Below are 1,735 nucleotides of genomic sequence, written 5' to 3'. Positions count from 1 at the left end.
AAAATTTGAATATTGGAGGACTTTAATAAGAAATGGACTGCACGGTAGGCAGAATCGAGGAATAGGTATGGGGCATGGGGGCTTAGGGGAGGGCCGCATCATGGGGATGCACCATCTTCCTCTCTAAACCTCAGACATGGGTGAACAGTGTAAACCTTGGGCGATCGCCGATTGCTCGTCCATTTTGCTCCACTCTAGTTTAGCCTCTGCAATTGGGAATGCCTCATTCTTTTCACGTAGGTTGTTGAGATCTCACCGGTCTAAGCAACAACCTTGATCGTAGGATGGGAGGAGGCATGGGATGGAGTCGCCGCCGTTAGGGGCGATCGCTCTTGGTTCGGAATGGCACAGACAGTGCTTTCAGGCCAGGGTGGATACACTGTTGAAGATTTAAAGTTGAAGATCTTAGGAGGAGACATGAGCAGTAGGTTGTCAATTCATAATGTCCTAGGGGAAGTTGCCATTCCGGTAGAGCAGATTTGCTACAACGAGCAGGGGCTAGTGCCCGCGATTGTTCAAGATGTCCTGGATGGCACGGTGTTGATGATGGCTTGGATGAATGCCGAGTCGTTGACCAAAACTCTGGAGACGGGAGAAACCTGGTTTTGGAGCCGATCGCGCTCTGAACTCTGGCATAAGGGAGCAACGTCGGGGCATCTACAAAAGGTGCAGTCTTTGCGCTATGACTGCGATAGTGATGCGCTGTTGATTACTGTGGAGCAGTTGGGAGATATCGCCTGTCACACAGGGGAGCGTAGCTGTTTTCACCAGGTCAGCGGTGGCATTACGCCGCCTCCCGCCGACATGCTTTCTCAAGTGTTTGAGGTGATCTGCGATCGCCGCGACCATCCCAACCCCAACTCCTACACCAGCCGCTTGCTAGAGGGCGGTGATAACCAAATCCTCAAGAAAATTGGCGAGGAGTCTGCCGAGGTGGTCATGGCCTGCAAAGATGACGATCCAGAGGCGATCGCTGGAGAAGTGGCCGATTTGTTCTACCACACCATGGTGGCGATCGCTCACCACAACGTTAGTCTGCGAGATGTGTACCGTAAGCTGCAAGAGCGACGGCGTTAATCTCTACTGAGCTTGAAGATTGCGAATATCAACCCAGGTACCATCGCTTAACTCAGCCCACGTGCGGTTGAGGGCAAAGGTACGGTTGCCCGTGAGTTCAACGGCCTCGCCTGATCCGACGCTGCCAATCACCAGTCCGTAGGGATCTTCCCGGCGCTCGATGGTGGCCGAGGCGGAAAATGAACCGCTCGGCCCTCGAAACACATAGGAATCTTGCAAGACCAGCTCGTGGGCACCATCATCTTCTGCTTCGGCAACCGTTGGCTCAGGCTCAGGCTCTTGGCTGGCAACCGGACTATCGTTTTCGCCAGCGATCGCCGCATCAATTTGCCGCGCATTTACCCAGCTGCCGTCCTCAAGCTGTGCCCAAACGACGCCACCCACCAAGGTTCGACGCGAGGTCACATCAAACGATGATTCTGAATCAATGACTCCCACCATGGTTCCGCCGGGTTGGTCGTAGCGATCTACTGAAGCCTCGGTGGTAAAGGTACCGCTGGGTCCTTGGAAATCAGATTCTGAAGAACCAATGATGGCATCTGTGGGCCCGTCTGCCGCTTCTGGATCGACGGCTTCCGGATCAACCGCTACTTCATCCGAGGGCTCTTCCGTTTCTGCAATGGGTTCAGGATCCGGTTCGTCCGATGGTGCTGCTGCT

Annotated in this window: 3 protein-coding genes; 1 reads left to right on the top strand and 2 read right to left on the bottom strand. The window is 54.2% G+C overall.

What is annotated here, in order from left to right:
- Positions 1-260: 260 nt before the first annotated feature.
- Positions 261-419: a hypothetical protein gene (locus tag V6D20_20090; protein ID HEY9818080.1), complete on the bottom strand. Its 159-nt coding sequence runs from the start codon at positions 417-419 to the stop codon at positions 261-263.
- A 10-nt stretch (positions 420-429) separates the two neighbouring features.
- Between V6D20_20090 and hisIE the strand changes: the two genes are divergently transcribed.
- Positions 430-1,077 (top strand): bifunctional phosphoribosyl-AMP cyclohydrolase/phosphoribosyl-ATP diphosphatase HisIE, encoded by a 648-nt coding sequence (gene hisIE, locus V6D20_20085; GenBank protein ID HEY9818079.1) that lies wholly within the window; start codon positions 430-432, stop codon positions 1,075-1,077.
- Positions 1,078-1,080: 3 nt separating this feature from the next.
- Here hisIE and V6D20_20080 read toward each other — a convergent pair.
- Positions 1,081-1,735: hypothetical protein (locus V6D20_20080; protein HEY9818078.1), on the bottom strand; the 655-nt coding region annotated here is incomplete at its 5' end.

This window comes from Candidatus Obscuribacterales bacterium (assembly GCA_036703605.1).
Lineage (GTDB): Bacteria > Cyanobacteriota > Cyanobacteriia > RECH01 > RECH01 > RECH01.
Note: the sequence above shows the minus strand (reverse complement) of the source record. Positions and strands in the feature narration are given on the sequence as shown.

Excerpts from the sequence above, each read along its gene's own strand:
- V6D20_20090 (HEY9818080.1), bottom strand. The coding sequence starts at position 419 with ATGTCTCCTCCTAAGATCTTCAACTTTAAATCTTCAACAGTGTATCCA.